Source organism: Nonomuraea sp. C10, from assembly GCF_008017515.1.
GTDB classification, from domain to species: Bacteria; Actinomycetota; Actinomycetes; order Streptosporangiales; family Streptosporangiaceae; genus Nonomuraea; species Nonomuraea ferruginea.
In genome coordinates this window covers 3,450,008-3,472,555 of record NZ_VPFF01000001.1, presented here as the reverse complement: position 1 = coordinate 3,472,555, position 22,548 = coordinate 3,450,008, and the positions used below count along the sequence as shown (strand labels likewise).

The window sequence follows — 22,548 nt, the reverse complement described above, 5'->3', positions numbered from 1 at the left end:
ACGAACCTGGGAATAGTGTGTGAACCCGCCGCGAAGGTCAGGCGGACGGGAGCAGAACGCGGAAGCGGGTGCCCCGCCCGGAGCTGGAAACCTCGATCCGGCCGCCGTGGGCGCTGACGAGCGCGGCGGCGATGGCCAGCCCCAGGCCGGTGCCGCCCTGGTCGCGGGAGCGGTTCGGATCGGCGCGGTAGAACCGGTCGAACACGTACGGCAGGTGCTCGGCGTCGATGCCCGAACCCTCGTCGGCCACCTCCACCAGCGCGGCCTCGGTGCCCGGAGCCGGTCCCGGCCCGGCGTGCACGCCCTCGGGCGGGCCGACACGGGCGTGCCCGACCGTCACCCGCACCGGTGTGCCGGGCGCGGTGTGGGTGAGCGCGTTGCCGACGAGGTTGGCGATGACCTGGTGCAGCCGGTGCTCGTCGCCCCGTACCCGCACCGGCCGGTCGGACAGCGTCAGGCGGACCGGACGGTCGCGGTCGCGGGCGTGCGCGGCGTGCACCACGTCACCTGCCAGCACGTGCAGGTCGGCCGTGGTCAGCTCCAGCGCGGGCTCCTGGTCCAGGCGCGCGAGCAGCAGCAGGTCCTCCACCAGCACGCCCATCCGCTCGGCCTCGCTCCCGATGCGGCGCAGCAGCCGCTCGGCCGCCGGGTCCCTGGGCGCGTCGCCGTGCTGGTAGAGCTCGGCGAAGCCGCGGATGGAGGTGAGCGGTGTGCGCAGCTCGTGCGAGGCGTCGGCGACGAAGTGGCGCAGCCGCCGCTCGGAGCGCTCGCGCTCGCGCAGCGCGCGGGCCAGGCGTTCGAGCATCACGTTGAGCGCCGTGCCGAGCCGGCCCGTCTCGGTGCGCGGGTCGCTGTCGGCGACCCTGCGGTCGATGTCGCCGGCCGCGATGGCCTCGGCCGTACGCTCCATCCGGGTGAGCGGGCGCAGCCCGAGCCGCACCACCGCCAGGGCGGCGGCGGCGAGCAGGCCCAGCACCAGCCCGCCCGCCGCGAGCTGGATGACCAGCAGCTCCCGCACGGTGGAGTCGTCGGACTCCAGCGACATCGACACCGCCGCCCGGTTGCCGTCCGGCAGCGGGACGACGAGCACCCGCCAATCGCCCGTGCCGTCCTCGCCCGGCACGGTGAAGGGGCCGCGCGGCGGCCCGGCGACGAGCTCGGCGGGCACGGCCGGGCCGTCCTGGGCGCCGGTGGGGACGTCCTCCAGCAGCGTCCCCGCCGGGCTGTAGACGTCCACGTCGAACCGGGTGGGCACCCGCACCTCGTCAGGGCGCGGCGGCGGCGCGATCGGCGGCGGGCGCCTGCCGACCCGGTCGGCGAACTCGGCGAGCTGGCCGTCCGCCCGCGCCATCAGCGAACGGTCCAGCAGCAGCACCCCGGACACCGCGAAGATCGCCAGCCCGGCGGCGGACAGGCCGACCAGCGCCGCCAGCAACCGGTGCCGCAGCGGCCACGGCCGGTTCACGACCCGTCTCATGACGGGTCCCGCAACCGGTAGCCGACGCCGCGCAGCGTGTGGATCAGCGGCGGGCCGAGCACGTCGATCTTGCGCCGCAGGTAGCTGATGTACGACTCGACGATCCGGCTGTCGCCGTCGAAGTCGTAGTCCCACACGCTCTCGAGGATCTGCCCCTTCGACACCACCCGCTCGGCGTTGACCATCAGGTAGCGGAGCAGGCTGAACTCGGTCGGCGACAGGTGGATGGCCCGGCCCGCCCGCCGCACCTGGTGCGCCTCCTCGTCCAGCTCCAGGTCCGCGTAGCGGAGCACGCCGTCGCCCGCGCGGTCCTCCGGCGGGCGGGCGCGGCGCAGGATCGCCCGGACCCGCAGCACCACCTCCTCCAGGCTGAACGGCTTCGTCACGTAGTCGTCGCCACCCGCGGTGAGCCCGGCGATCCGGTCGGACACCGCGTCCTTGGCGGTCAGGAACAGCACCATCGGCCTTTCGCCGCGTTCCCGCAGCCGCCGGGCGACCGCGAACCCGTCCAGATCGGGGAGCATCACGTCGAGCACCACGATGTCCGGCCTCTCCCGCGCCACCGCGTCCATCGCGCGCCACCCGCTGGACGCGGTGGTCACGGTGAAGCCGTTGAGCAGCAGCGCCTCGGAGAGCAGCTCGCGGATGTTCGGCTCGTCGTCGACGACCAGCACCTTCGCGTCCATGGCCTCCTGGATACCGCCACTGTCTGAGAGTCCGCTGAAAGCCGCGGTCAGTCCTTGCCCGCGGGGCAGAGCGCCGGGTTCGCCGTGGTCCCCTCCGTGTTGAGCAGCACCACCGTGGAGCCCGGCCGCACGCCGAGCGACGCGCGGCGCTCGGCCGAGTCCAGGGCGGCCCGGACCCCGGCCAGCGAGGCCGCGCCGCACGGTCCCGCGTCGACGCCCAGAGCCAGGAGCTCTCTCGCGGCGCGGGTGCTGTCGGCGTCCCCGACGGCGACGGCCGCGTCCAGGCCGTCACGCAGGTACGGCCAGGCCAGGCTGGACGGGGTGCCGCAGTTGAGCCCCGCCATGATGGTGTCGCCGGTCTCGACGCGCACCGGCCGCCGCTCCAGCAGGCTGGCCAGCACGCACGCGGCGGTCTCCGGCTCCACGGTCATGACGGCGGTGCCGCCCGGCCGGGCCCGGTAGTGGGCGACCGCCGCCTGGGCCAGGGAGCCGACGCCCGCCGGGACCGCCACCAGCCCGGGAGCCTCCCCGAGCTGCTCGTCCAGCTCCGCGAAGAGGGTCGCGTACCCTTCCACGATCCAGCCGGGCGTCTCCTCGTACCCGGCCCAGGCCGTGTCCTGCACGAGCACCGCGCCCGGCTCCCCGGCGGCCGACGCCGCCCGCTGCACCGCCTCGTCGTAGCTGCCGCCCACCTCGGTCACCTCGGCGCCCTCGGCGGCGATGGCCGCCACGGCCTCGGGGTGCACGCCGCCGGGGGTGAACACCCGCGCCCGCTGCCCGAGCAGCCGGGCCATCCGGGCGACGGCCCTGCCGTGGTTGCCGTCGGTGGCGGTGACCAGCGTCAGCGGCCCCTCCCGCCGTTCCAGGATGCGGTGGATCGCCCAGGACGCCCCCAGCGCCTTGAACGCCGGCAGCCCCAGCCGTGACGACTCGTCCTTGACCAGCACCCGCCCCACGCCCAGGTCTCCGGCCAGCGCGGGCAGCTCGGTGAGGGGGGTGGGGGAGTAGCCGGGCAGCTTGGCGTGGAGTTTCCTGGCCTGGTCCGACGGGAGCGCGCAGCTCCAGTGGCGGGCGGCGGGATTGGCGTACCAGAACGATGTGAGCACATCTCATGGTCGCGTGATCATCGGCCCGGGTCCAGTCGGCGGATCTTGAGCACGTTGTCGGTGCGGGTGCCGGGGGTGCCGTCGGGCGCGTCCTGGGCGCGCTCGAACTCCTCGCACAGCTCCACCTCCCACTCGCCCTCCGCCAGCTCCAGCGAGTCCAGCACCTCCCGCGCGGTCGGAAGGTGCACGTCCGGGTGGTCGTCCTGCCATGACGGCCACCCGGCGTGGCCGACGATCAGCAGCACGCCGCCGGGCGCGACCGCACCGGCTGCCGCGCGCAGGATCCGCTCGCGCGGCAGGTCCTGGTACGAGTGCAGGTAGTGCGCCGAGACCAGGTCGTAGCTGCCCGCGGGGAAGGACGCGCCGAAGTCGTGCCGCTGGAAGTCGATCGCATCGGCCACCCCGGCCTCGGCGGCGAACCGGGCCGCGCGCTCCAGCGCCACGCCCGAGATGTCGGCCGCGGTGACGCGCCAGCCCTGACCGGCGAGCCAGATCGCGTCGCCGCCCTCACCGCACCCCAGGTCGAGCGCGGTGCCGGGGGTCAGCGCCGGGACCTCCCTGGAAAGGATCATGTTCGGCCGGCCGCTCCAGACCCGGGTGCTCCCGCTGTAGCGGGCGTCCCACCACTGCTGACCGGACATCTCCTGGTCCGCCGCGTACCTGTTGTGCAGGCGCCGCTTCTGCACGCCTTCGGAGACCCCGCGCTCCGCCTCGGCGGAGAACGGGACGGGACGGGTCTCGGCCGCGTGGCGGGCCTCCTCGGCGATCAGGTCGGCGTTGACCGCACGGGCCGCGCGGGCGCCCGCGGCGGCGGCGCCGAGCGCGGTCTCGGTCACGTCGGTGACGCCGCCCGCCGCCCACACCCCCGGCACGCCGGTCGCGCCCGCGGCGTCGGCGGCCAGCCGCACGCCGGCCGGGACGCCGGCCACCCGCTGCTCCTCGGTCTCCAGGCCGAGCCCGGCGAGGAAGCCGGCCCGGGCGGAGGCGCGCGGGGCGACCACCAGCACCTCGCAGGCGATGACCCGCCCGTCGGCCATGGTGACGCCGGTGAGCGCGTCTCCGGTCACCTCCAGGCCGGTGACCTTCCCGTTGACCAGGGCGATGTCGCGGGCGGCCAGCCGCTCGTACTCCTCGCCAGCAGGCTCGGGCGCGGTGTGGAGGAACAGCGTGACGTCCGCGCTCCACTGCCGCCACGTCAGCGCCTGGTGCGCCGCGATCGGGCCGGTGGCGAGCACGGCGACGCGCCGGTCGCGCATCTCCCAGCCGTGGCGGTCCGGGCAGTGCACGACGTCCCGCCCCCACCGCCCGGCCAGGCCGGGCACGCCGGGCAGCTCCTCGCTCACCCCGGTGGCCACCAGCAGCCGCCGCGCCACCACCGAGGAACCGCCGGCCAGCGCGACGCGGAAGCCGCCGTCCACCCGCCCGACCTCGGTGACCGTCCCGTCGACGACCTCGCCCCCGTACCGCGCCACCTCTTCCCGCCCCACGCCCGGGATCGCGGGCTCCTCGCGCGACCGGCCCGAGTCCACCACCAGCACCGTCCGCCGCGCCCTGGCCAGCGTGACCGCCCCGCTCAGCCCGGCGACCCCACCGCCGACCACGACCACCTCGTACGTACGACTCATGACACCTCCCCTTCCGGGGAAATGGTCTGCCCGCACCCCACCTGATCGCAAACATCTTTGCCATAACGGCAACCCGTGGGCCTCAGCCGGTGGTGGCGGGGATGACGCCCTTGTGGTGGAGGTGGTCGCGGGCGGCGGCGATGGCCTCCGGCGTGGTGGCGAACACGCGGCCCTCCTCCGCCAGCCGTTCGATCACGCCCAGCGCGCGCAGCGGCTTGTGGTGCCCGTTCCTGATGCCGGAGACGTACACGGTGATGCCGCGGTGCCGCAGGCGCGCGATGGCGTCGCCGAGGACGAGCGCGCCGCTGGCGTCGATGGTGGTGACGCGGGACATGCGCAGGATCACCACCGACACGTGGGCCACCTCCGACAGCTCCAGCAGGAAGCGGTGCGCGGCGGCGAAGAACAGCGGCCCGTCCAGCCGGTAGGCGACGATGTGCTCGGCCAGCAGGTCGAGCTCCTGGTCGGTGTGGTCGCCGGTCAGGTCGTCGTGGATCGGCATCGCGTCCAGGCGGACGTTGCGCGCGATCGACCGCAGCGCCAGGGCCCCGGCCACGAGCAGGCCGAGGATGACGGCCTGGACCAGGTCGAGCGCCAGCGTGGCGATCGCGGTCAGCACCAGCACCACCGCGTCGCCGCGGGTCGAGCGGACCATCGCCTTGACGGAGCCGACCTCGACCATCCGCACGGCCGTGGCCAGCAGCACCCCGGCCAGCGCGGCCAGCGGGATCTTCGCCACCAGCCCGGCCGCCGTGTAGACGATCACGGCCAGGATGCCGGCGTGCGCCAGGGACGCCAGCCGGGAGGAGGCGCCGGAGCGGACGTTCACCGCCGTGCGGGCGATGGCGCCGGTGGCCGGGACGCCGCCGAACATGGGTGAGACCAGGTTGGCCAGGCCCTGCCCGAACAGCTCGCGGTCCGGGTCGTGCTTGTGGTTGACGCTCATGCCGTCGGCCACCGCCGCCGACAGCAGCGACTCCAGCCCGGCCAGCGCGGCGACCGCGATCGCCGGGGCGATCAGGGACGACAGCGCGGCCGGGTCGATGAAGCCGATCGACGGCGCGGGCAGCCCGGCGGGCAGCTCACCGATCGTCGACACCGGCAGGTCCGCCAGCGCGACGGCGACGGTGGCGGCGGCCACGGCCAGCAGCGAGAACGGCACCGTCGGCCGCCACCGCGCCCCCACGATCATGATCGCGGCGACGGCCAGCGCGATGCCGACGGCCCACCACTGCGGCCGGGCCGCGAAGTCCCGCACGGCCTCCCAGGCGACGACGACGACCTTCTCGCCCTCCGGCGTGGGCACGCCCAGCGCGGCGGGCACCTGCTGGAGCCCGATCACGCAGGCGATGCCGATGGTGAAGCCCTCGACCACGGGGGCGGGCACCAGCGCCATGTACTTGCCGGCCTTGGCCAGCGCGAGCGCGATGAGCATGAGGCCGGCCAGCACGCCGACGGTCAGCACCCCGGACGCGCCGTACTGGGCCATGATCGGCACCAGCACCACGGTCATCGCCCCGGTCGGCCCGGACACCTGCAGCCCCGAACCGCCGAACACGGCCGCCAGCGCGCCGGCGACCACCGCGGTTGCCAGGCCCGCCTCCGCGCCCATGCCGGACGAGATGCCGAAGCCGAGCGCCAGCGGCAGCGCCACGATCGCGACGGTGAGCCCGGCGAGCAGGTCGCGTCGCGGGCGGCGCGTCATCGCGACCAGGTCGGCGCGGGCGGGCAGGAGAGAACGCACCGAGGAGAAGAACTGGTTCACCGGGTCTTGGTCTCCGCCTGCAACAGCTCGCTCAGCAGCTCGTGCTGCCCGGTGAGCAGCTGGGTCAGCAGCTGGCGGGCGGCCCGCAGCAGCTCCGCCACGTCACCGCCGGCCAGGGAGTAGACGACGGTGGAGCCGTCGCGCTGGGCGGTCACCATGCCGGAGCGGCGCAGCACGGCCAGGTGCTGCGAGAGCCCGGTCGGCTCGACCTCGATGGCGGCCAGCAGGTCGCGCACCGGCATGGGGCGCTCCTGCAGCAGCTCCAGGACGCGGATCCGCACGGGATGACCGAGGAGGCGGAACAGCTCCGCCTTGGCCTCGTAGAGCGGCACCGACCTCACTCGGCCACCGTGCCTTCCGGGCCGAGCTCGATGTCGTGCTCGCGGGCCATCCGCCTCACGTCGTCCCACTCGCCCTCGGCGACGATCAGCGCCTCCGGGTCGTCTTCGGCGCGCGCCGTCTCCAGCGCCGCGTGCGCCTGGCGTGCCCGTTCCCTGATGGCGGCGGCGAAAGGCCCGCTCACATCTCACCCCATATCTACGTCCGACATGAGGAAGGGTACCTCAGCAATTGCGAACATTCGCAATTGAAGTCATTCACTCAAGCCGGGCAGCGCGCCCGTTCAGGTACCGCTGCTGGGGCAGACTGCCGGCGCGGCGCGCCGCCTCCTCGTACGCCTCGCGCGCCGCCTTCCGGTCACCCGCCATCTCCAGCAGGTGGGCGCGGACGGCGTGCGTCCGGTGGTCGCCGGCGATGCGCTCGTCGGCGGCCAGCTCGCCGAGCAGCTCCAGGCCTTCGCGCGGGCCGCACGCCATGGCGACGGCGACGGTGTGGTTGAGCCTGACGACCGGGGTGTCAGAGATCCGCAGCAGCACCTCGTACAGGGCCACGATCTGCGGCCAGTCGGTCTCCGCGGCGCTGGGCGCCTCGTCGTGCACGGCGGCGATCGCCGCCTGGAGCTGGTACGGGCCGGTCGGGCCGCGCGGCAGCGCCTCGGAGACCAGCGCCACGCCCTCGGCGACCAGCTCGGCGTCCCACCGGCCGCGGTCCTGCTCGGCCATCGGGACCAGCGCCCCGTCGGGAGAGGTACGGGCCGGGCGGCGGGCGTCGGTGAGCAGCATGAGCGCCAGCAGCCCGGTCACCTCCGGATCGTCCGGCACCAGCCGGCGCACGACGCGGGTCAGCCGGATGGCCTCCGCCGACAGCTCGTCCCGCCGCAGCCGGGGGCCCGACGTGCTCGCGTACCCCTCGTTGAAGATCAGGTAGAGCACGTGCAGCACCGCCCGCAGCCGCTCGGCCCGTTCGGCGGCGGGCGGCAGGCCGAACGGGATGCCGCTCTCCCTGATCTGCCGCTTGGCCCGGGTGATGCGCCTGGTCATGGTCGGCTCCGGCACCAGGAACGCCCGGGCGATCTCCGCCGTGGTCAGGCCGCCCACCGCGCGCAGGGTCAGCGCGATCTGCGAGGCCGGCGACAGCGACGGGTGGCAGCACATGAACAGCAGCACCAGCGTGTCGTCGGCACTCTGCGGCGGCCGGTCGGCCGGCGGGGCCAGCCACTCCTCGGGCAGCCGCCACGCGGCCACGACGTCCTCGCGGCGCCGCCGCGCCTGCTCGGCCCGGAGCAGGTCGGTGAGCCTGCGCGCGGCCACGGTGATCAGCCAGCCGCGCGGACTGTCCGGCACGCCCTCCGCCGGCCACTGCCGGGACGCCGCGAGCAGCGCCTCCTGGACGGCGTCCTCGGCGGTGTCGAAGTGGCCGTAGCGGCGCACGAGCGCGCCGAGGACCTGCGGCGCCAGCTCGCGCAGCAGGTCCTCGACCCCGCCTGGAGTCACTCGATCTCGTCCACCCCGCCGTGGATGGGCCGCACGTCCACATGCCACTCGGAGTCGAGCGCGGCGTAGGGGTACGGGGCGCCGGCCAGCCTCGCGGCGACCTCCGTCGCCCGGTCGAAGCTGTCGCACTCCACGATCGTGTAGCCGGCCAGGACCTCCTGCGTCTCGGCGTACGGGCCGTCCGTGACGACCGGGACCCCGTCCTTCAGCCGCACCCGCCGGGTGAGCATCGGGGAGTTCAGCCCCTGGGCGTCGACGAACTCGCCGGACTCGACCAGGTCGCCGTTCCACTTGCCCATGAACGCGTGCAGGGCGCCGATCTCCTCCTGCGTCCAGGCGGGCCTGCCGTCGACGGCCTTGCCGGTGAGCATGTCGTAGTCCCGCTGCGAGCCGTACAGCATGATCATGTACTTCACGGGTTTCTCCTTCTCTCGATGCCTTTCACCGGAGACGTCGGAGCCGCCCGCCCCGTCCGGACACATCCTTCTCGGAAGTTTTACCGGGCGCCAGGGCACTACGTTGGAGGGCATGCGGGTGCACATTCTCGGGCCGGTCGAGGTCGTGGCCGGCGGGGAGCGGTTGCCCGTCGGCGGTGGACGGCTGCGTACGCTGCTGGCCCGGCTCGCGCTCGACGCCGGGCGCACCGTGACGGCGGGGGCGCTCGCCGAGGCGCTGTGGCCCGAAGGGGCGCCGGGCGATCCGGTCAACTCGCTGCACTCGCTGGTGTCCCGGCTGCGGCGGGCGCTGCCCGCCGGGCTGCTGGTGTCGGCGGACGGCGGCTACCGGCTCGACGTCGAGGCGGACGCGGTGGACGCGCGCCGGTTCGAGCGGCTCGCGGGAGAGGGGCGGCGGGCCGTGACCGGCGGCCGGCCCGACACGGCGCTGCGGCTGCTGGGGGAGGGGCTCGGGCTGTGGCGGGGCGACCTGCCCGGCGAGGTGCCCGAGCCGGTGCGGCGGCGGCTGGAGGAGCTGCGGCTGGCTGCCCGCGAGGACCACGCGCAGGCGTCGCTCGCCGTCGGACGGGCCGAAGGGCTGGTCGCCGAGCTGGAAGCGCTCGCGGCCGCGCACCCGCTGCGGGAGAGGCTGCGCGGTCTGCTCATCAGGGCCCTGCACGCGGAGGGCAGGCGGGCCGAGGCCCTGTCCGCGTACGAGGACGTCCGCCGGCTCCTGGCCGACGAACTGGGCACCGACCCCGGGCCCGAGCTGCGCGAGATCCACCTGGAGCTGCTGCGCGACGAGCCGCGTCCGCGCTCCGGCAACCTGCCCTCCCCGCTCACGTCCCTGGTGGGCCGGGAGGACGACGCGGCGGCGACGGCCGAGGCGCTGCGTGCCGGGCGGCTGGTGACGCTCACGGGGCCGGGCGGCGTCGGCAAGACCCGCCTGGCCATCGAGGTCGCCGGCCACACGCCCACGGCCTGGCTGGTCGAGCTGTCCCCACTGGGCGAGCCGACGAGCGACCCCACCGCCCCGGAACGCGCACCCACGGCCCCTTCCGAGCCCGGCACAGCGGGCTCCGCTAACCTCGCCCGGCCCGCAGCGGGCGGCTCTCCGCCCCACGACGGCTTCCGCGACACCCCCGAGCCCGGCGCGGCCGGCGGCTTCCCGTCCCATGACGTTTCCCATGGCACCCCTCAGCCCAGAGAGAGCAGCGCGGCCGGGGGCGCCCTTCGATCCGTGGGGGACCTCGCGGCCGAGAGCTCTCCGTCTCAGGCCCGCGAGGCTCTTCGGTCCCACGGGAGCAGCGCTGGCGGATCCGCTGGTGCTTCGCCTCCACCCGAGCGGGGGCATGCGGGGCCCTTCCCGGATGCTGGGGAGGGCGGGGTCGTGGTCGCTCTCGCTCGGGTGGCCGGGGTGCGTGAGGGGGCGTTCGGCGGGGGGCGGTTGCTCGATCGGGTGGCCGAGGCATTGTCGGGGTCGCTGCTGGTGCTCGACGGTTGTGAGCGGGTGGCCGGCGAGGTGGCCAGGGTGGTCACGTACCTGCTGGGCCGCGCGCCGGGGCTGCGCGTGCTCGCCACCAGCCGGGAGCCGCTGGGCGTGCCGGGGGAGACCGTGCTGCAGGTGCCGCCGCTGGAGCCGGAGGCGGCGGCGCGCCTGTTCGCCGAGCGGGCGGCGGCCGCGCGGCCGGGGTTCACGGTGCGGGACCCGGAACTGGTGGACGAGGTGTGCCGGCGGCTGGACGGCCTCCCGCTGGCGATCGAGCTGGCCGCGGCCCGGCTCCGCTCGTTCCCGCTGGACGAGCTGGCGGCCCGGCTGGACGACCGGTTCGCCCTGCTCTCGGGGGTCAGCAGGGCCGCCGAGCCGAGGCACCGTACGCTGCGCGCGGTGGTCGCCTGGACGTGGGACCTGCTGGACGAGGACGAGCGGCGGCTGGCCCGCAGGCTGGCGGCCTTCCCCGGCGGCATCACCGTGGAGAGCGCGGAGGCGGTCGCCGCCGCCCGCCCTGACCTGCTGGCGGCCCTCGCCGACCGGTCGCTGCTGCGGTTCGACGGCGAGCGCTACCGGATGCTGGAGACGATCAGGGAGTACGGGCTGCGCGAGCTGGTCGAGTCCGGGGAGCTCGCCCGGGTGCGCGCCGCGCACGCCGCCTACTTCTCCGGCCTGGCCGCCCGCGCCGAACCGGAGCTGCGCGAGGCCGGGCAGCTCCGGTGGATCACCCGGCTCGCCGCCGAACGCGGCAACCTGCTCGCCGCCCTCCGCTTCGCGCATGAGACCGGCGACGCCGCGGGAGCGCTGCGGCTCTGCGTGGCGCTGGGGGTGTTCTGGCTGGTACGAGGCGACCGGGCGGCCATGGAATCCTGGACGCGCCTGGCCCTGGACACCCCCGGCCGCGCCCCCGCCGAGGCCAGGGCCGTGACAGCCGCCCTCCACCTGCTGGCGTCCACCACTTGGGCGGGCCTGGAAATGGACGCGCGGGACGCCGCCCACGTCCGCCACCTGCTGCCGGAGGAAGCACCCGGCCACCCGGAACCCGGCCTGATTCCAGAGCAAGGGGAGTGGCGTCCGGGAGAGGAATCCGGCTCGTTCCCGCGGGGTGCCGGATCGGGATCCGAACCGCCCCCGCGGCGGGCCGGATCGGGATCCGGGTCGTTTTCGGGGCATCCGCTCGTCGTCCTGGTCGAGCCGGTGCTGGCTGCCGCGTGCGGGGACGAGGCGGCGGCGCTGGACGCGATCGAGCGGCGGCTGTCGCATCCCGACGCCTGGACGAGGGCGATGCTGCGGCTCGTCAGAGCCGTTCTGCGGGGAAATGCGGGCGACGCCGCGGGCATGGGCCACGACCTGGAGGTGGCGGTCGCCGGGTTCCGCGCCGGTGGGGAGCGGGCCGGGCTGGCGTGGGCGCTGACGTCGCTGGCCGACGTGCGGACGAACGGGGGCGCGTACGGGGAGGCGGTGGCCGCGCTGGAGGAGGCGGTGCGGCTGCTGCGGGAGCTGGACCCGTCCGACGAGGCCGCGTCCCAGCGGGTGTGGCTGGCCGAGGCCCGGGCCCGTGCGGGCGACACGGCGACCGCCCGCGCCGAGCTCGAAACGCTGGCCGCCCTGCCGGGCGTTCCCGACGGCCTGCCGGTCTACATCCGGGTCACGCTCGGCGACCTGGCCCGCCGCGACGGCGACCTGGCGGGCGCGGAGGTTCATTACGAGCAGGCCGAAGCGCGTCTGCGGCCGTCCGAGGACCCCGTCTTCGCCGTCACGCTCGCGTGCGCGCGGGCCAGACTGGCCATGGAGCGGGACGACCCGGTGCGGGCCGGGGAGCGCTTCGCCCGGGCCTTCGACGCCTGCGCGGGAGAGCCGTCGCTGGCCGCCATCACCGCCGCCCACCTGGCACACCTCCTGGCGTTCCAGGGCCGCCGGATCGAGGCGGCGGAGCTGCTCGGCGCCGCCCATGTCCTGATCGGCGCCCTCGAAGCGCTCGACCACGACCTCGTACGCCTCGCCCCCGAACTCCGCGCCACCCTCGGCGCGCGGCGGTACGAGACCGCCTACGCCCGCGGCCGCACCCCGGAGGAGGCGCTCGCGCTGATCAGCGCCAGGGTGGAGGAGCTGATCCGTGTCCCGCGCGCGGCGGAAGCCTCCGACGACCCAGGCGGGCGCCCGGCCCCCTAGGGAGTGCCTGACAATTCGGTGTGGCGGACGCGGGCTTCGACGAGCAGATGCAGCTTGGTGGTCAGTCGCGACCACGCCTTGTCGGTCAGCTCACCACGTCGCACCACGATCAGTGAGGCTTTTCCGTGCGCCCAGCAGAGCAGGAGGTGAAGCCGTGACGTAGTGGTGGATCCGGTTGTTCGTGAGCTCGTCGTCGCTCGCCGGTGGAAGTCCGGCCCGGGTAGCTGCCAGGAGGCCCGGCCGTAGTACCGCTATCAGTCGGCCGGACAACACGACCGGCGGTGAGGGAAGGGCCGCTGCTTCGTCGATGCGCAGCGACTGACCAGGGAGGGGCCCGGTGAGTGCCGCGTGTTCGCCACGCATGCGAGCCTGTCCGGACGCGCAACGGCCGCCGTTGCGGCTTCCTTTCCACCCCTGAAGCTTCTCCACCCCCTGCGTATCGGGCGTCAGGAGTGCAGAACGCCGGCGCGGGCGGCGGCGAGGGCAGCATCCGCCGCACGTTCAGCGTCGCGTTCGGTGACCGGTTCGTGGGTGATGAATAGCCGGTAGTAGATGGGCGCGACGGCCGTTCTGATCACGTCTGCCACGTCAGTGTCCGCAGGGAGCTCGCCCCGCGCGACCGCCCGCCGCACCACTTCGGCTGCCTGTTCGTGGCGGGCGGCGAAGAAGTCGTGCAGCGCCTGCGCGGGCCCGGTGCTCTGTACGGCGGCCGACACGAATGCGGCGGAGATCGGCCCGGCGACCGGATCGGCGAACCCGCTTCGCACCAGCCCGGCGATCTCCCGCAGGTCCTCGCGGAGTGAGCCGGTGTCGGGCAGCGGCCACGGCTCCTCCCTGGCCAGTTCGAGCGCGTCGGCGATCAGGCCCTCCGCGCTGCCCCATCGCCGGTACACGGTGGTTTTGTGCACGCCCGAGCGGATCGCCACGTTCTCCACCGTCAACCCGCTGTAGCCGTGCTCGGCCAACTCGGTGAGGGTCGCCTGTCGTACGGCGTCGCGCACGCGGGCGCTGCGACCGCCGGGACGTTTGTCCAAAGTCTACTCCAGTTGCGTTAGGAGGGATTTCCATGCTAGCTTAAAGCAACAGTAGTTGCGATTGGAGTACCTCTGCCTACACAGCTTTCCCTCCGGGGAGTCTCGAAGTCCTACGGCGAGCACCGCGTCCTTGACCAGCTCACCTTCAGCATCCGGCCCGGCGAGCGCGCCGGAGTCGTCGGCGAGAACGGCTCCGGCAAGTCCACGCTGCTCAAGATCATCGCCGGGGTGGACCAGCCAGACGACGGTGAGGTGACGGTAGCGGCCGCCGGCGGCGTCGGCTACCTGGGCCAGACCCTCAACCTGCCCGACGACCACACCGTCCAGCAGGCCGTCGACGCCGCGCTGGCCGAGCTGCGCGCACTCGAGCGCGACATGCAGCGCGCCGCCGAGGAGCAGGACCTGACCCTGTACGGCGAGCTGCTCACCGCCTTCGAGGTCCGTGACGGATACGAGGCCGACGCCCGTGTCGACAAGGCCATGCACGGGCTCGGCCTGGCCCAGATCGAGCGCTCACGCGAGCTGTCGACCCTGTCAGGCGGCGAGCAGGCCCGGCTCGGCCTGGCCTGCGTGCTGGCCGCCTCGCCGGAGATCCTGCTGCTCGACGAGCCCACCAACCACCTGGATGAGGCGGCGCTCACCTGGCTGGAGGACCGGCTGCGCGCCCACAAGGGCACGGTGGTGGCAATCTCACACGACCGGACCTTCCTGGACCGGGTGGCCACGACGATCCTCGAGGTCGAGGGCGGCACGATCACCAGGTTCGGCGGCGGCTACACCGGATTCCTGACCGACAAGGCGGCCGCCCGGCAGCGCTGGGAGCAGGCCTACGCCGCCTGGCGGGAGGAGGTTGAGCAGGTCAAGGAGTTCGCCGCGACCACGGCGCGCCGCGTCGCGCGGGGCCGCGAGATGAAGGACAACAACAAGATGGCCTACGACCGCAACGCCGGCCGCGTGCAAAGCTCGGTCGCCTCGCGGGTACGGCAAGCCACAGAACGCCTGCGCCGCCTAGAAGCCGACCCGGTACCGCGACCGCCCAAGCCTTTGTGTTTCCGCGGCAGGTTCGCGGGCGCCGGCACGCACGTCGACCACGGCAGGCTGCGGATCGAACCGGGCGACCGGTTGCTGATCACCGGGCCGAACGGCGCGGGCAAGTCGACGCTGCTGGCGGCTATCGCGGCCCAGGCCGGTCGGCGGGCAGGTTACCTCGCGCAGGAAGTCACCTTCGACCCCGAAAAGACGGTCATGGAGACCTACGGCGGCGACCCAGAAGCCCTGCTCGCGACGGGCCTGTTCCACCGCGAGGCGCTGCACCTCAAAGTCGGCGCACTGTCCGAGGGCCAGCGGCGGCGACTGGCGCTGGCCGAAGTGCTGGCGGGCGAACACGACCTGCTGCTGCTGGACGAACCCACCAACCACCTCTCGCTCACCCTGGTCGAGGAGCTCGAGCAGGCGCTCGGCGACTACCAGGGCACGCTCGTGGTGGTCACGCACGACCGGGCGCTACGGCGTCGCTTCGTCGGTAAGGAGATCGCTCTTTCATGTTGATCGACGGTTCACCGTACGGCATCACCTGCGGCCCCGACGGCGCGCTCTGGTTCACCCTCGTCCATCAGGGCCGCATCGGCCGGGTCGTGCCGGGTGCGGAACCCACGCTGTTCCCTCTCGATCCGGCCGACGGTCAGCCCACGGTCATCACCCCGGGACCGGACGGCGCGCTGTGGTTCACCGAGTTCGCCGGCGGCCGGATCAGGCGGATCACCGTGGACGGCGTTGTCACCACGTTCGATGTGGCCTCGCCGTACGGCATCGCCGCCGGCCCTGACGGGGCCATGTGGTTCACCCACCTGCAGGACGACCGGATCGGACGCATCACCCCAGACGGGCAGGTGTCGTCGTACCCACTGCCCGGCACCGGCGCGATGCCCTCCGCGATCACCGCAGGGCCGGACGGCGCGCTGTGGTTCACGCTCAACCAGGGCAACGCGATCGGCCGCATCACGACCGGCGGCGAGGCGTCGACGTACCCACTGCCCACACCGGGCGCGGCACCGGTCGGCATCTCCGCGGGACCGGATGACGCGCTGTGGTTCGTGGAGATCGGCGCCGGCCAGGTCGGCCGGATCGACACCTCGGGCGCGATCATCGAGTTCCCGCTGCCCGACCGCGCCGCCCGGCCGCACGCCATCGTGGCCGGGCCGGACGGCGCGCTCTGGCTTACCGAGTGGGGTGCCAGCAGGCTGGCCCGTGTCACGACCGGCGGGAAGATCGAGGAGTTCCCGCTGGAGGGCGCGGAGCCTCACGGCCTCGCCGTCGGTCCGGACGGGGCGATCTGGGTCGCGATGGAGTCCGGTGCCCTGACGCGTCACAGCGTGTGCCCTCGATCCTTTCGGAGGCCACGTAGCCCCCGCCCGCCGTTCCCTGCGTGGTGAGCACCTCAGCGACGCCTGGCGGTAGAGCGTGGCGCGGCTGACCGCGGCGGCAGGCACAAGGACCCCGACCACGTATGCGCGCGACCTACACCCGCACCGAGGGGGTACGGCACCTGTTCGCCGCCCTGAACCTGGGCCGCAACAAGATGTACGGACACATCAAGAGGCGCAAGCGGCGCGGTGAGTTTCTGGAGTTCTGCCGCTACCTGCGCAGCCTCTACCCGACCGACGTCCGGATGGCGATCATCTGTGACAACTTCAGCCCGCACAATCACCAAGAAGGACGAGCGGCTCGGCGGGTGAGCGCAGGCGAACAACGTCGAGATCGCCTACACGCCGGCCAATTACTCGGGGATGAACCGGATCGAGGCCCAGTTCACCGCGCTGCGGGCGTTCACTCTCAACGGCGCCGACCACGCCGGCCACCGCGAGCAGGGCAGCATGATCCGCCGTTGCATCGCCTGGCGCAACCGCAACACCGACAATCCCCGCCTGTGCCGGATCGTCAGGAGGGCGAACGATGCGGTAGCAGGCCACTCTCTCGATCGCCGCTGGGCGTCAGGGGCCTTAGCTGCCGGCCTGCCGGAGGCTGATGAGATTGCCATCGGGGTCGCTGAGGATGGCGAAGACACCGCCGGGCTGCTGACTCGGGGGGCCGAGGAACGCAACGCCGCGCTCGGTGAGAGCGCGGTACTCTTTGTCAAGATCTTCGCAATCGATGACCAGGCCGCGCAGCGACCCGGGCGGCATCTCATCGAACCAGGTCACGAGGGTCAGGCTGGTCTGAGCGCCGGGGATGCCGACCTGAATCCAGCGCATCTCATCGCCGAAAGTGGACTCGGCGATGAGGTCGAAGCCTAGCTTGTCGAGGTAGAAGCTCTTGGCTCGGTCCTGGTCGCTGACCGGCACCGACACGACGGAGATGAACTGCACGGCGCTCCTTCTATCGGGTTTCGCCGATACCCTATCATTGAGGGATGGGGCGACCACAGGCTGATGGAGATCCGTTTCGAGCGATCGCCGATCCGACCCGACGGAAGATCATCGAACTGCTCTTCGAACGGCCGCGCACGGCCGGGGAGCTCGCGAACAGCTTCACCACCTGCCAGTCGACCGTCTCAGAACACCTGGGCATCCTGCGTCGGGCCGCTCTGGTGAGCTACACCGAGCACGCCGGTCGCCGCATCTACACCCTCGCGCCTTCTCCGCTTGCCGAGATCGCCACGTGGTCCGCGCAATACGCCCGGCACTAGGCCGCCCCAGGCGGGCGCCGGGGTCAGTGCGGGTGCCTTCTGAACCCGGCACCCGCTCACCGACGATCGGAGTCCCTGGATCGGACTGCGAAGATCAGCCGAGCGTGAACGTCCTGGCGCGGGTACGGCGCCGGCTGGGAGGGTGGACCTCATGATGGAGGACTTGCGGGACGCCGAGCGCCGACTCCAGGCCGCGCAGCTCGCTGGAGATGCCGAGGCGCTGGATCGGCTTCTGGATGATCGGCTGATCTTCACCTTCGGTGGGAACGTCGCGACCAAGGCGGACGACCTGGAGCTGCACCGCACTCGGGCGCAGGTGATGACGAAGGTGGCCGAGGAGGAGTTGACCGTGCTCGCCGATGGGCACACCGGGGTGACGTGGTTTCTCGGCACCGTCGAAGGGACCGTCTCCGGTACGCCGTTCGCGGCCAGGATGCGCTACACCCGTACGTGGCTGTACGGCGAGGAGCACGGCTGGCGCATCATCGCCGTGCACGCCGGCACGACCGATTGACCTAGCCGACCACCTTCAGTTCGCGTGAAATCTGGGCCTTGTCAAGATTCACTCATGGTGGGTCCGAGGCTCATGCGTGCTGGAGGGCGACGAGCTTCCGGTGACACGAACCGGGTCGCGAGACACTACATCCTGCTGTTCCAGCCACTTGAGGATCGCTTGGTTCGTGTCTTCGGGCTTTTCCTGCTGGATCCAGTGACCGCAGTCCAGGCCGACCACTTCCACGTTGGGCACGAACTCTGTCAGGTTCTCGGACCTCGGGATCGCCAGGTCCCGGTCGCCGTAGATCATGAGGGCGGGCTGTTGGATGATCGGGTTCACGTCCGCCAGCAGACGCCAGTTGCGGTCGAGGTTCCTGTACCAGTTGATGCCGCCCGTGAATCCCGATGATTCGAATGCCGAGACGAAGACGGCCAGTTCGCTGTCGCTCATGACGGGCTCGCCGAGTGGTGTGTCCGCCCTGGCGAGATTCATCAGCGCCATGCCCGGCTCAGGGGCCGCGAAGGGCACGTTCTTGCGGTACATGTTGCGAAGAAATTGGAAGGTGTTGTCGTCGAATACGGCGTCCGCGACGCCCGGCCGCCGATTGAAGTGGACGAAGTAGAAGTCGCCGCCGAGCATGTCTTCCATGAACTCGATCCACGGCCTTTCTCCGCGCTCCTGGTAAGGCAGGCTCAGGTTGATCACCTTGTTCACACGGTCGGGGTGCAACAGGGTCAGTCCCCAGACGACGAACGCACCCCAGTCATGGCCGACGAAGGTGGCGTCTTGGTATCCGTAGTGGTCGAGAAGCGCGACGAGGTCACCCGACAGGTGTTCGATGTCGTAATCCGTCACCTCCGTCGGGCGGGACGAGTTGCCGTAACCCCGCTGGTTCGGTGCGATGACGTGGTAACCGGCCGCGGCGAGGGCGGGCATCTGGTGACGCCAGGAGAAGGCGTGCTCCGGCCAGCCGTGGCAAAGCACGACAGGCTTTCCCTCGTTTTCTCGGCCTGCTTCGAAGACTTCGAGTTCCACACCGTTGACCGGAATAAGGGTGGGCTCAGGAAAATCGGTTGGTTCGAGCATCGCGTGTTCCTCATTGTCTTTGCGGATGATCGGGCGCCGGCGCACCCCTGACAGGCCCGGGTGTTCGCTTGCGGTCGACCTCGCCGGTGAGGTCGTATCGCCATCCTGCCGACCGAAACCGGTCACCCCACGACCGGTTTCGTGTGAGAGTTTTGTCGGCGTGCGAACCGACCGGCTGGTGGCCATCCTTCTGATGCTGCAGCGGCGCGAGCAGGTGACAGCAGCAGAGGTCTCCCGAGAGCTGGAGGTCTCCGAGCGCACCGCCCGCCGCGACCTCGACGCCCTGGCCATGGCCGGGGTGCCCGTCTACTCGGTGCAGGGCCGAGGTGGCGGCTGGCGCCTGGTGGGCGGCGCCCGTACCGACCTGTCCGGATTGACCGCGAGCGAGGCCCGCGCCCTGTTCCTGGTCGCCGGCCCGGCCTCGGCTGCGACGCCGGCCGTGAAAGCGGCTCTGCGCAAGCTCGTCCATGCCCTGCCGGAGCCCTTCCGGACGCAGGCCGAGGCGGCAGCGTCGTCATTGGTCATGGACCCGCAGCGATGGGGGTCGAGCCCGGTCGAGCGCCGACCGCCTCGCTTCCTCGACGAACTCCAGGACGCGGTGATCCGCGGCGTCCAGGTGCGGCTCGGCTACGTCGACCGCGACGGCGCCGAAACCGAGAGAACCGTCCACCCGCTGGGCATCGTCGCCAAAGGCCCGTCGTGGTACCTCGTCTCCACCACCGAGACCGGCCGGCGGACCTTCCGGATCGACCGCGTGTCATCCGCCGACCCGACCGGCGATCCCGTGCGCCGGCCCGAGGACTTCGACCTCGCCGAGAGCTGGCGCGAGATCGCCGACGAGGTCGACCGCAAACGAACACCGGTGGAGGTCCAGGCGGTCTGCGCTCCCCACGGGATCGGCATACTCCGGATGGGGCTCGGTGCTCGGCTCGAGGTGGGAGGTTCCACGACCGACGGCCGCATCGAGGTCGTGATCCGCGGCTACGACGAGTACACGCTCGCCGGCGAGCTCGCGGGGCTGGTCGAATGGCTCGAGGTGACCGGCCCTCCGGGTGTCCGAGACCACCTGGCCTCGATCGGCAACGCGCTCGCCGAACGCTACCGCTGAGACCGTCACCTGAGCAGACCGAGTACGTCGGAACCGTAGGGTGGTTTGCTCCAATGAGCACATCAGGCGGCGGTCTCAGGGTGGTCGGTCGGCGTCGGGTCCTGCGATGTCGGCCGCTTCGGGCGCGCCCACCGAGGTGAACAGGGTGAGGGCGCGCTTCCTGGCGGCGTCGGCGGCGGTCCGGTCGCCGTGGGCCTCGCGCGCGTCGGCGAGCGCCCGGTACGCCCGCCCGCTCCACAGCGGGATGCCGATCGCGTCGAAGATCCCGGCGGCCTCCGTGAGATGGCCGATCGCCTGACGCGGCTGCCCGTTCCGGCAGTGCAGGATGCCGAGCGCGGTCCGGATCCGGCCCTCGGTCAGCGGTTCGCCGAGAGGCCGGTTCAGCGCCAGGGCCTGCCTGAAGAGGCCGGCCGCGGCACCGAGCGCCCCGGTGTTCAGACGGACCAGGCCGAGACCGTAGCGGGCCTCGGCCTCCTCGCGCGGGTCGGCGAGGTCCTCCGCGATCGCGAGCATGTCCTTGAACGCCGACCCGGCCGGTCCCACCTCCGCGGCGGCGAGGTGGAGCTGCCCCAGCCAGTACAGGACCTCGGCGTGCACCCGCCGGTCACCGTCGCGTCCGGCCAGGGGCGCCCGCTCCAGGTGCGGCCTGGCGTGCTCCAGGCGGCCTATCTCCACCAGGAGCTGCCCGAGCGAGCGCAGCAGCAGGAGGGCGTCGAGCTCGCCGGGCAGGACGCGCAGCAGGTAGCCGCCGCGCCGGGTCTCCAGCGTCGTGGCCGGGACGCCGCCGGCGACGAGCGTCCGGCGCAGGCGGCCGACGCTGTTCTGGATCTGCCTGCGGGCGGAGGGAGGGGAGCGGCCCGGCCACAGCGAGTCGATCATGAAGTCGACCTCGACCGGCCGGTTGGCCCTCAGCAACAGCACGGCCAGCAGTTCGCGCTGGCTGCGCCCGGCCACGGTCACCGGTCGCCCGGACGCCGTCACCTCCAGCGGGCCGAGTATGCCGAACCAGACGACGCCGTCCACGCTGTCCTCTGAACCGCAGCGGCACCGAGGAAATCGATCACGGCGAGTGTAACGTGTTCTGCCTCACAGACCTCCGGCTTGTTGACAGATCAGTGGCGGCAATTGACAGGCGCGGGAAATGGCGCGCGCCATTTTCAGGCCGGCGCTCAGCCGGGCCTGCAGTGCCGATCCGTACGGGGACGCCAGGTCCAGTTCGGTGTCGTCCTGCCGCGGATGGAAATGGTGAGGCACCCGCCCCTGTTGTGGTCGATGTCCACGAGCGCCCCACGGAAGTCCGACCACCGGCCGCCGCCGGTCGCCTCGTTGCACTTGGCCCTGATGGCTTGGTTGCGGATGTCACGGCACGCGGGCCGCAGGATGTCGCTCAAGGTCTTCCTGGCGGCGGATTCGACGGAGCGGCCCCGGGCCCGCAGGTTCTTGTAGTGCCCGAGAATGATCGAGGAGACTCCGAGATAACGGCCGCTGCCGTTCCTGTAGAGCGTGATGTCGTATGACTGCGGATCGCCGTACCGCAGGGTCCACTCCCCGACGCGTTTGCCGCCGACGAGGACGTACGACTCGTCCCACTTACACGCCGACGCGACCAGCACCGTGACCATGAGCAGGGGAATGAGTAATCGCTTCATGGCGCCTCCTCAGGGGGGTTTCCCCCAGTGTCCGCAGCGGCGTCATAAGCGAGTCATACGACGGCGGTCAGGTGGCGGCCTCCTCACGGCGGCGCTTGGCGAAGTGGCCGCGGCAGTGGGGGCAGCAGAACCCGTACGTGTGCCCGTCCAGCTCCAGCGTGACCGCCTTCTCCTTCGCCACCGTGGCCCCGCACACGGGGTCGACGTAGGTCCCCGGTGGCGCCTCCGCGGGCGCTTCCCGCTTGGCTTCCTCGATCATGGTGAGCACGTCGGACGCCCGGCGCACCCGCCCTCCGATGCCGTACCCGCCCTGAGGGACGCCGAAGACGTGCACGATCGCGTCGCCGCCCGGTACGGCGGCGGTGACCTCTGAGACGAGGTGCTCGCTCATCTCCTTGGCCCAGGCCGGCGCGTACACGTTCACCACGCACCGCGCCGAACCTTCGGTCACCCAGATCGCGGGCTCGTGCACCACCACGTGGCCGAGCGAGTCGAACAGGGCCAGCACGCCGGGGTCGGCGGCCTCCTCGTCGCCCTCGGTCGCGGCGAAGATCCGGCTGGGCGCCAGCCTGGCGGCGATCTGTCGCAGCTCCTCCTGACCGAACGCGCCCCGGCGGGCGTAACCCTCGATGAAAAGCATGATTGTCCTTCCCGGTGTGGTGTCGTCTCCGAGGCTGCGTGGACGCGCTGTCAGATCACGCACAAGCTCCTGTCAGCCGGCTCCAGAGCGTCCTCCAAGGGACCGTCAGCAGCTCAGATGAGGATGAACAGGTACGAACAGCCCTTATGCTGAGTCCAGATCGTTACCGGATGGGCCCGCGGTTCACGTGTGATGACCCCTGCTGCGGGCACTGTCCATCGACCGGAAGAGGACGACAGCCACACGGCGCTGTCTGGAGAG

At 72.4% G+C, this 22,548-nt stretch carries 21 protein-coding genes; 6 read left to right on the top strand and 15 right to left on the bottom strand.

All coding sequences use genetic code 11. The features are described from left to right. Nucleotides 1–37: 37 nt before the first annotated feature. The 9 genes from FR742_RS15800 to FR742_RS15760 form a co-directional block, all read right to left on the bottom strand. Complete coding sequence (locus FR742_RS15800) at nt 38–1,477, bottom strand: HAMP domain-containing sensor histidine kinase (RefSeq protein WP_148031658.1); 1,440 nt, start codon at nt 1,475–1,477, stop codon at nt 38–40. Beyond that, nucleotides 1,474–2,163 (bottom strand): response regulator transcription factor, encoded by a 690-nt coding sequence (locus FR742_RS15795; RefSeq protein WP_148031657.1) that lies wholly within the window; start codon nt 2,161–2,163, stop codon nt 1,474–1,476. Before FR742_RS15795 ends, FR742_RS15800 begins: the two co-directional genes overlap by 4 nt. Before the next feature lie 47 nt (nt 2,164–2,210). Further along, the gene (locus tag FR742_RS15790; RefSeq protein ID WP_148031656.1) at nt 2,211–3,269 is read right to left on the bottom strand and encodes a pyridoxal-phosphate dependent enzyme; all 1,059 of its coding nucleotides are present in this window, start codon (nt 3,267–3,269) and stop codon (nt 2,211–2,213) included. A 17-nt stretch (nt 3,270–3,286) separates the two neighbouring features. Next, nucleotides 3,287–4,894, bottom strand: a complete 1,608-nt coding sequence (locus FR742_RS15785) for an FAD-dependent oxidoreductase (protein WP_148031655.1) — start codon at nt 4,892–4,894, stop codon at nt 3,287–3,289. Nucleotides 4,895–4,976: 82 nt separating this feature from the next. Next, a complete protein-coding gene (locus tag FR742_RS15780) occupies nt 4,977–6,599 on the bottom strand; it encodes a SulP family inorganic anion transporter (RefSeq protein WP_148034593.1) in 1,623 nt (540 codons plus the stop codon). A 56-nt stretch (nt 6,600–6,655) separates the two neighbouring features. After that, on the bottom strand, nt 6,656–7,000 hold the full coding sequence (locus FR742_RS15775) for a helix-turn-helix transcriptional regulator (RefSeq protein WP_148031654.1): 345 nt from the start codon (nt 6,998–7,000) through the stop codon (nt 6,656–6,658). Beyond that, nucleotides 6,997–7,182, bottom strand: a complete 186-nt coding sequence (locus tag FR742_RS15770) for a hypothetical protein (protein ID WP_148031653.1) — start codon at nt 7,180–7,182, stop codon at nt 6,997–6,999. Before FR742_RS15770 ends, FR742_RS15775 begins: the two co-directional genes overlap by 4 nt. 73 nt (nt 7,183–7,255) lie before the next feature. After that, the gene (locus FR742_RS15765; protein WP_148031652.1) at nt 7,256–8,491 is read right to left on the bottom strand and encodes an RNA polymerase sigma factor; all 1,236 of its coding nucleotides are present in this window, start codon (nt 8,489–8,491) and stop codon (nt 7,256–7,258) included. Further along, on the bottom strand, nt 8,488–8,898 hold the full coding sequence (locus tag FR742_RS15760; RefSeq protein WP_246640304.1) for a YciI family protein: 411 nt from the start codon (nt 8,896–8,898) through the stop codon (nt 8,488–8,490). The genes FR742_RS15765 and FR742_RS15760 overlap by 4 nt, the downstream gene beginning before the upstream one ends. 121 nt (nt 8,899–9,019) lie before the next feature. Here FR742_RS15760 and FR742_RS45190 point away from each other — a divergent pair, with 121 nt between their 5' ends. Continuing rightward, a complete protein-coding gene (locus FR742_RS45190; RefSeq protein ID WP_222708941.1) occupies nt 9,020–12,589 on the top strand; it encodes a BTAD domain-containing putative transcriptional regulator in 3,570 nt (1,189 codons plus the stop codon). A gap of 446 nt (nt 12,590–13,035) precedes the next feature. Here the strand turns inward: FR742_RS45190 and FR742_RS15745 are convergent, their stop codons facing one another. Beyond that, complete coding sequence (locus tag FR742_RS15745) at nt 13,036–13,623, bottom strand: TetR/AcrR family transcriptional regulator (protein WP_261808558.1); 588 nt, start codon at nt 13,621–13,623, stop codon at nt 13,036–13,038. A gap of 72 nt (nt 13,624–13,695) precedes the next feature. Between FR742_RS15745 and FR742_RS15740 the strand changes: the two genes are divergently transcribed. After that, nucleotides 13,696–15,171, top strand: coding sequence for an ABC-F family ATP-binding cassette domain-containing protein (locus FR742_RS15740; RefSeq protein ID WP_148031650.1), 1,476 nt, complete (start codon nt 13,696–13,698; stop codon nt 15,169–15,171). Further along, nucleotides 15,165–16,055, top strand: a complete 891-nt coding sequence (locus tag FR742_RS15735) for a virginiamycin B lyase (RefSeq protein WP_148031649.1) — start codon at nt 15,165–15,167, stop codon at nt 16,053–16,055. Before FR742_RS15740 ends, FR742_RS15735 begins: the two co-directional genes overlap by 7 nt. 567 nt (nt 16,056–16,622) lie before the next feature. Here the strand turns inward: FR742_RS15735 and FR742_RS15725 are convergent. Further along, nucleotides 16,623–16,988, bottom strand: coding sequence for a glyoxalase superfamily protein (locus tag FR742_RS15725; RefSeq protein WP_148034591.1), 366 nt, complete (start codon nt 16,986–16,988; stop codon nt 16,623–16,625). A gap of 44 nt (nt 16,989–17,032) precedes the next feature. On the opposite strand from FR742_RS15725, the gene FR742_RS15720 reads away from it, so the two are divergent. Together FR742_RS15720 and FR742_RS15715 are read left to right on the top strand one after the other, a co-directional pair. After that, on the top strand, nt 17,033–17,308 hold the full coding sequence (locus tag FR742_RS15720; protein ID WP_148031648.1) for a helix-turn-helix transcriptional regulator: 276 nt from the start codon (nt 17,033–17,035) through the stop codon (nt 17,306–17,308). A gap of 151 nt (nt 17,309–17,459) precedes the next feature. After that, nucleotides 17,460–17,822, top strand: coding sequence for a nuclear transport factor 2 family protein (locus FR742_RS15715; RefSeq protein ID WP_261808557.1), 363 nt, complete (start codon nt 17,460–17,462; stop codon nt 17,820–17,822). A gap of 48 nt (nt 17,823–17,870) precedes the next feature. On the opposite strand, the gene FR742_RS15710 is transcribed toward FR742_RS15715, so the two are convergent. Further along, on the bottom strand, nt 17,871–19,076 hold the full coding sequence (locus tag FR742_RS15710; protein ID WP_222708940.1) for an alpha/beta fold hydrolase: 1,206 nt from the start codon (nt 19,074–19,076) through the stop codon (nt 17,871–17,873). Here FR742_RS15710 and FR742_RS15705 point away from each other — a divergent pair. Next, nucleotides 19,051–19,998: a YafY family protein gene (locus tag FR742_RS15705; RefSeq protein ID WP_148031647.1), complete on the top strand. Its 948-nt coding sequence runs from the start codon at nt 19,051–19,053 to the stop codon at nt 19,996–19,998. The two genes, FR742_RS15710 and FR742_RS15705, sit on opposite strands and share 26 nt — an antisense overlap. 75 nt (nt 19,999–20,073) lie before the next feature. Here FR742_RS15705 and FR742_RS15700 read toward each other — a convergent pair whose 3' ends face one another. From FR742_RS15700 to FR742_RS45185, 3 genes are all read right to left on the bottom strand, one after another. Then, nucleotides 20,074–21,021 carry a winged helix-turn-helix domain-containing protein gene (locus FR742_RS15700; protein ID WP_148031646.1) on the bottom strand — a complete coding sequence of 316 codons (948 nt, stop codon included), beginning with the start codon at nt 21,019–21,021 and terminating at the stop codon, nt 20,074–20,076. A 146-nt stretch (nt 21,022–21,167) separates the two neighbouring features. Beyond that, nucleotides 21,168–21,647 carry a hypothetical protein gene (locus tag FR742_RS15695; protein WP_148031645.1) on the bottom strand — a complete coding sequence of 160 codons (480 nt, stop codon included), beginning with the start codon at nt 21,645–21,647 and terminating at the stop codon, nt 21,168–21,170. Between the two features lie 67 nt (nt 21,648–21,714). Then, nucleotides 21,715–22,287, bottom strand: coding sequence for a hypothetical protein (locus FR742_RS45185; protein WP_222708939.1), 573 nt, complete (start codon nt 22,285–22,287; stop codon nt 21,715–21,717). Nucleotides 22,288–22,548: the final 261 nt, after the last annotated feature.